Annotated in this window: 6 protein-coding genes and 1 pseudogene; 3 read left to right on the top strand and 4 right to left on the bottom strand. The window is 52.6% G+C overall.

Translation table 11 applies throughout. The features are described 5' to 3' along the window. The 3 genes and pseudogenes from AC07NR_RS24660 to AC07NR_RS24650 form a co-directional block, all read left to right on the top strand. Positions 1-444 (top strand): annotated as a pseudogene (locus AC07NR_RS24660) (type VI secretion system tip protein VgrG); the annotation flags it as partial. Further along, positions 441-1,274, top strand: a complete 834-nt coding sequence (locus AC07NR_RS24655) for a DUF4123 domain-containing protein (RefSeq protein ID WP_495079671.1) — start codon at positions 441-443, stop codon at positions 1,272-1,274. The pseudogene AC07NR_RS24660 and the gene AC07NR_RS24655, both read left to right, overlap by 4 nt. Before the next feature lie 19 nt (positions 1,275-1,293). Beyond that, positions 1,294-3,798, top strand: a complete 2,505-nt coding sequence (locus AC07NR_RS24650; protein ID WP_495079670.1) for a LysM peptidoglycan-binding domain-containing protein — start codon at positions 1,294-1,296, stop codon at positions 3,796-3,798. A 38-nt stretch (positions 3,799-3,836) separates the two neighbouring features. Here the strand turns inward: AC07NR_RS24650 and AC07NR_RS24645 are convergent, their stop codons facing one another. The 4 genes from AC07NR_RS24645 to AC07NR_RS24630 form a co-directional block, all read right to left on the bottom strand. Continuing rightward, positions 3,837-4,829 carry a formylglycine-generating enzyme family protein gene (locus tag AC07NR_RS24645; RefSeq protein ID WP_495079669.1) on the bottom strand — a complete coding sequence of 331 codons (993 nt, stop codon included), beginning with the start codon at positions 4,827-4,829 and terminating at the stop codon, positions 3,837-3,839. A gap of 57 nt (positions 4,830-4,886) precedes the next feature. Beyond that, positions 4,887-5,162 (bottom strand): DUF533 domain-containing protein, encoded by a 276-nt coding sequence (locus tag AC07NR_RS24640; protein WP_495079668.1) that lies wholly within the window; start codon positions 5,160-5,162, stop codon positions 4,887-4,889. A 115-nt stretch (positions 5,163-5,277) separates the two neighbouring features. Then, the gene (locus tag AC07NR_RS24635) at positions 5,278-5,697 is read right to left on the bottom strand and encodes a formylglycine-generating enzyme family protein (RefSeq protein WP_495079667.1); all 420 of its coding nucleotides are present in this window, start codon (positions 5,695-5,697) and stop codon (positions 5,278-5,280) included. 10 nt (positions 5,698-5,707) lie between these two features. After that, positions 5,708-6,271 carry an SUMF1/EgtB/PvdO family nonheme iron enzyme gene (locus tag AC07NR_RS24630; RefSeq protein WP_495079666.1) on the bottom strand — a complete coding sequence of 188 codons (564 nt, stop codon included), beginning with the start codon at positions 6,269-6,271 and terminating at the stop codon, positions 5,708-5,710. Between the last annotated feature and the right edge of the window lie 39 nt (positions 6,272-6,310).

Genomic DNA, 6,310 nt, shown 5'->3' with positions numbered 1-6,310 from the left:
GAAGACCGCAAAGTCGAAGCCCGCGCCAACGACCACCTGACCGTGGGCGTGAACCAGCACATCAAGATCGGCACCGGCCAATTCATCGACGCCGGCCAGGAAATCCACCTGAGCAGCGGGATGAAAGTGGTGCTGGAAGCTGGCGCTGAACTGACGCTGGTCGGGGGTGGCAGCTTCATCAAGATCGATGGCGGCGGCGTGACCATGAGCGGGCCGGCGATCAACATCAACTCGGGGGGTGGACCGGGGAGCGGGACGGGTGCGGCGCCGTTGATGCCGGGCGTGCTGAAACAGGCGGATACCGACAAGGCCGGCCAGGTCGTCAAGCCTTCCCTCGGCGCCTTCAAGGCACAGTCAAAGGCCGGCGTGTTGTTGCCGACGCCGTCATGTGATCTCGACGCGACCGGGTGCTGCCCGGTTCACCAGACGGGAGCGTCAGCATGATTACCTCCATCCAGTCGCCTTTCGAGCAACCTGCGGCAACCGGGGCAATGTGCCTGATTCTGGATCGCAGTTTTGATCCGGACCTGCTGAGCCAGCTGTTTCAAGGCGAAGAACAATCCAGGCCCAGCTGTATTCCATTGTTTACAAACACGCCTTACGCCGAACTCCAGCCTGCTGGCCCCTATGTCGTCATGTACTCGGAAAAACGGGCGGCCGCGAGTTATGCCAGCAAACTGCTGGAGCAATCCGATGCCGGGTGTGTCGCCTGGTTGAGTGATCCGGCCTTGCTGGATCAGGGCATTGAACACTGGCGCAGTCTGCTGAGCGTGAAAACCGATGAAGACCCCCAGCAAATGATGCGCTTCTATGAACCACGCTGGCTGGAGCCTTTGCTTCTTAGCCTCAACGAAGCTGAAAAAGCCCAATTCGTCGGTCCGTTCAGTGGCATAGCCTGGCGCAATGAGATCGGCTGGAGGTATTACGCCAAGTCGCCTCAAAGCGCTTCAACACACATTCAACCTCCGGGCTGGCTGTATTTGAGCCCGGAACGCCAGGCGCTGATCGAGCAGGGCCGGCTAAAGGTGATAGCAACCCGATTTGCCGACGACTATCACGAAGTCTTGCCCACAGAGGATGGCGTCGAATTCGTCCACCGCCAATTGCTGGCCGGACAGGACATGGGCTACGAGCAAATGGCCGATCAGGAGCGATGGCTTCGAGTCGCCATCCAGCGCGGGGACAGTTTCTGGGATCACTCACCGGCTGCCGAATTACTGGCGCGTGACGACGTCGCGCTGGGCGACAAGCTGACGCAATTGGAAAGCCTGTGAATCACAAGGACGATGCGCAATGAGCAACACCTACACCGTTAAGAGCGGCGACACTCTTGGCAGCATTGCCGCCGCCAACAAATGCTCCGTGGCGGACCTTCGGGGACTGAACCCGATCATCACAGACCCCAATCACATCAAGATCGGCTGGGTACTGAAATTACCTGCGGCCAAAGCCCTGCCACCACCCAAACACGCCGACAACCAAAGCACGACGGCTGTCAAAGGTGCCGTCGAGTGCAAGGACGAACTGGTCGATGTCGTACACATCACCGGAGATGAACATTTTTACGTACTGACTGAAAAAGAGTCGAAAGACCTCAAAGAGCAAAGCGACCTCGTCAAAAAACTCATGGACGAGTTGCATCAGAATCTGGCCAAGGCGACCGAAGCCAGCAAATGCGTCAAAACCAAGGATTCTCAGGCTAGCTGCTCCTGCTCACGCTGCGTCAAAGATGACTGGAACGCCAAGGCCGAGGAAGCAGGCCTGCTGCAACGCTCCCCTCCCCCGGCGGAAAAACCGAAAACTGTCATCGAGCGCAAGGAGGATCTGCAAGGCCAACTGGCGACCGTGCAAAAGGCCCGCGATTGGTATAACCGATACACGCCCCAGCCGGCCTTTGAAGGCAATTATCTGGAAACCAACTGGAGAGGCTTACGAGACAAAAAAGTCGCCGAACTCAATGCAGAGATTCAATCACTGCGCAACCAGATTGCCGCTCAAGGCAAAGCCGAAGCCGGTGACAGCTCCACCAGCGCCAACGGTGCAGCACCGGACATCAAACATGGCAAAGGGAAAGCCTCTGACACCCAGAAAGGCAAGCAGGTCAAAACCGGGATTACGGCGGTCGAGTACATCTCCTTCCGTGACCCGTCTCGTCGCCACTACATCCCGGTACGCACCCGAGAACAGCTCACTTGGAGTGTCAAAGTCCCGACCACGGTGATGCAAGGCAAGCCGCTGGACAAGAATCTGGCCAAGGATCTGATCAAAGACATCCGTACGGCGGTCAATGATGGTCGCAAGACCAGCCCTCTGGGCAGCCTGGAAGCTAAATTCACATCGTGGACGAGCAAGGACGACAACCTGCTCAACGCACTGCACAAAGAATGTTCGTGGACCTCCAACGAAGCGGACTCCGCGATGTACGCCGTGTCGGCCGAAGCCCACGCGTTCCGTTTCGCCGCCACGGCCAGTGCCGGTATCAACAGCTGGGAACCCGGCAAAGGCAATATCGAACTCGGTGTCAAAGGCAGCGCAGCAATCTCTCTGGCCGAAGGCTCCGTTGCACTCAAGAGCTACTTTCCCGACCAGGGTGGCTACGTGGTGCGCATGCCGTACCGCAATGCCGAAGGCAAGGAAGTGGTCAGCGACATCGGCATCTTCCGGCTCGACGGCAAGGTGGAATTGTCTTGCTTCCTTGGCGCCACCGCGCAAGGCCAGGCAGGTGCCAAAGCCCAATACAAGCCCAAGGAAGTAGAAGCCTCCGGTGTGACCGCGTTGCTGAGTACGCCCGACCTGGCTGTCGACAAGAAACGCGGCGGCAGCCTCGGCTTGAAGGGCAACGCATTCGCGGGCGTTCAAGGTGGCGGAACCGTAACCGGAACATTGAAGTGGCTTGATTCCACCAAACAAGGCGTGGGCAAGATCACCCCCGGACAAGCGAATGACAGTGGGAGTACGGACTGGTCGAGCCTGGTGGAAATCAAGGCGGAGGGGAATGTCGCACTCGGAATCGGAGCGAGCTTTGATTTTGGTATCGAAATTCGCGCCGACCGGTTGGCAATTAATTGCAAGGCAAGCTTAGTTTTCGGACCGGGTGCAGGTGGTGGCTTTGGTACAGTTTTAGATATAGAAAAAATTGGAGATTTAGCATATGTGCTGTGCAGCGCATTATCCAAAGCTGACTTCCACTACCAACTAGCAGTAACAAAAGATGCCTTCAACTACATAGCTAGAGGTCTTTACCAAATAGTTACTCATCCCGGAGAAGCAATGGGCAAGGCTTTCTCTGACAGCGCGCGAGATATGGCGACTTGGTGGCAAAACCGCGAAGCCACGAAACTAGAAGCACAAAAAATGGCCAATTACCTGCTCGCAAAACAAGCCATTAATGTCAACAACAAAAGAATCCCTCTAAATATCCTGCCCCCCGAAACAATTGGCCCAATGATTTATCTTTTGACTGAAAGCTTCGTTGAGAGTTGGGCAGAGGATCAAGAAAAGGCTGTTATCCTTTTGCTTTCACACCTCAGTACCTGGCGGCATTTCATCCAAGTACTTGAGCACTGCTCGAAAGGTGGAGAAAAAGTCGAACCTATGAAGAGCTTAAATCGAATTAATGCATTACTCGACGGAGCCGAACAACAACAGTTCAATCGTTTCATCAAGTCCTTGGCAGTCAATAACGAGTCAACAAGCAGGCCAGCGGGGATGCTCGCATGGAATCCCGGCCTTCCATGGCGAAAAGAAAAGACTTTGATCGCTGCAAAGAGAAGTAATTTATATAACGGTCTAGCTTGAAAAAGGCGCCCAAAAGGGCGCCCACAAAGTCACGAAAATTACAGAGACCCATCTGTTTGAACTGCACACCGAAAGCTCGTATCACTCGTATGATATTTCTGTGGAGAGCTTGCAGCCCAACGACGAATCATTGGAGCAGCAGATAATGGAGCTTCTAAAACAGTTGAGCCACGTCTGATTTTTTGAGTACCGAACTCTGGCCCTTGGGGATTTTCATGAGGAGAGTTTTTGTAATAGTCTTTTCCGTACCAGTCGCTAACCCAATCAGTTGAGTTGCCGGAAAGACCGTATATCCCTAGAGAATTAGGTGCAAAGCGATCACCTGGGAAATTATTCTCCTCATCCTCAAGAGGAAAATTTTTTCCATAATCTAAACTCCCAGTATCTGTAGGAAATAACAAATGCTGCCCACGACTGCGAGCAGCATATTCCCATTGCGCCTCAGTTGGCAGTCTCACTGCATAACCACTAAGGTCGCCAAGCCATTGACAATAGTCGCTGGCCTCTTGCCAGTCTTGAGTAGGGGCAGGTAAATCCGGCTGATAACGAAACTTTAAGTCTTCACGCTCTCGATATTTCTGATCAAACAACGGTTTATTATTCACAACGAAAAACAGATCAAAATCTCTCAAAGTAGCTTGAAACTTAGAAAGGTAATACCCGCTCAATTTAACCGAATGCACAAAATCGTCATCGCCATTTGGGCTGATATTACAAAGCTGCTCGGGCTGCTGCCCGCAAGGCCAGCTGCAAACATCCGTTTCGTCGTATTCACAAGCCCAGCCAAAGTCGCCCATATCAAACTCGCCACCTTCGACAAACACCATGTTGTCAATCGACTGAACTACGGTATTGAGGACCTTTTCACGCAAATCGGTGGAGAGGTCGGGGTACTTGGTTTTGATCGTTGCCGCAATCGACGCGACTTTTTCCGGTGTCAGGCTTTTGCTGACTGGCAATGGGCCGGATTCGGCCTCGCAGCCGGCCAGAAAAAACAGGACCGGGAGGGCAAGCACAAACTGACGTAACACGGGCAATTTCCTTATAAAGTGCGTCAAAGGCCAAACCTTAACACCCCCTGCCGTATCTCACAAAAACCTGAATACTTCCTCCTCTACAAAAGCCAACCTGACCTGCCTCTCCAACTCAGCCTTCAACCCCGGCCCCAGCTTCAAATGCCGAGCCAGCTCATCCAGACACCTTCTCCCTATCCTTACCATCTCGCTCGACATATACACCTCCGCTGCCATCTCCGGCGTGTTCGCCACGCACAGCGTCGGCAGGCTCAAGAGGTCATTGAGTTTGGCGTGAAGCCAGAGTTTGAGTTGCTGATCATTGTCGAGTTTGGTGAATTCGTCGATCAATTGACGAGCGCGATCATCAATGAGGCCGTCGGCTTAGTCAGCGGCCACAAGGACTTCGACGAAAAAAAGGTGACTGATTGACACTTTTAAAATAAATCTTTCACCTTTTCGTTGTTTAAAGCGGCTTATCCGTTTGAATTGCACAGCGAAAACTCGTACCCGGATAATACGCTTCCTCATTTGGGTTCTCAGGCCAGCGCCTAACAACCGGAGCTGCCGACAGTGGCGCCTCCGGATAATTTGAACCGCGCTTTACTTTCTGCTCGCCACTTTTTGGACCTTGCGGGTTATCAACTGGAGAGTTTTTATAATAGTCCTTGCCATACCAATCATTTACCCAATCAGTTGCATTACCGGACATATTATAAAGACCTAGCGGATTAGGAAAAAACCTATCAACGAAGAATGTTTCCCCTTCCCCTTCAACCGGAAAATTCTTACCAAACTCCAGACTTCCACTATTAGTTGGAAACAATATATGTTGCCCACGATTCCTAGCAGCAAACTCCCACTGCGCCTCGGTTGGCAGATCCACTGCATAACCACTAATACCACCTATCCACAGACAGTAGTCCTTTGCTTCCTGCCATGTTTTTTGTAGGTGCAGGAAGCTTGGGAGAATACATACTCTTTAAATCTTTTCTCTCTCGAAGCTTAACATCAAAAACTTCCTTACCCTGTGCTGTAAAAAACACATCAAAATCACGTACAGTAGTTTGACATTTAGACAGATAGTAAGAACTCAACTTAACCGAATGGACAAAATCATCATCACCGTTGCGACTAATATTGCAAAGCTGCTCCGGCTCCTGCCCGCAAGGCCAGCTGCAAACATCCGTTTCGTCGTATTCACAAGCCCAGCCAAAGTCGCCCATATCAAACTGGCCACCTTCGACAAACACCATATTGTCAATCGACTGAACTACGGTGTTGAGTACCTTTTCGCGCAGATCGTTGGAGAGGTTGGGGTACTTGGTCTTGATGGTTGCCGCAATCGACGCGACTTTTTCCGCTGTCAGACTCTTGCTGACGGGCAATGAGCCGGCCTCGGCCTCGCAACCGGCCAGAAAAAACATGGCCGGTAGGGCGAGCGCAAACTGACGTAACACGGGCAATATCCTTATAAGGTGCGTCAAAGGCCAAACCTT

The organism is Pseudomonas sp. GW821-FHT09C09, assembly GCF_059418105.1.
The sequence above is the reverse complement of the archived record's forward strand: the minus strand, read 5'-3'. Positions and strand labels throughout refer to the sequence as shown.

Coding starts and splice junctions, on each gene's coding strand:
- AC07NR_RS24655 (WP_495079671.1), top strand. CDS start 441: ATGATTACCTCCATCCAGTCGCCTTTCGAGCAACCTGCGGCAACCGGG.
- AC07NR_RS24650 (WP_495079670.1), top strand. CDS start 1,294: ATGAGCAACACCTACACCGTTAAGAGCGGCGACACTCTTGGCAGCATT.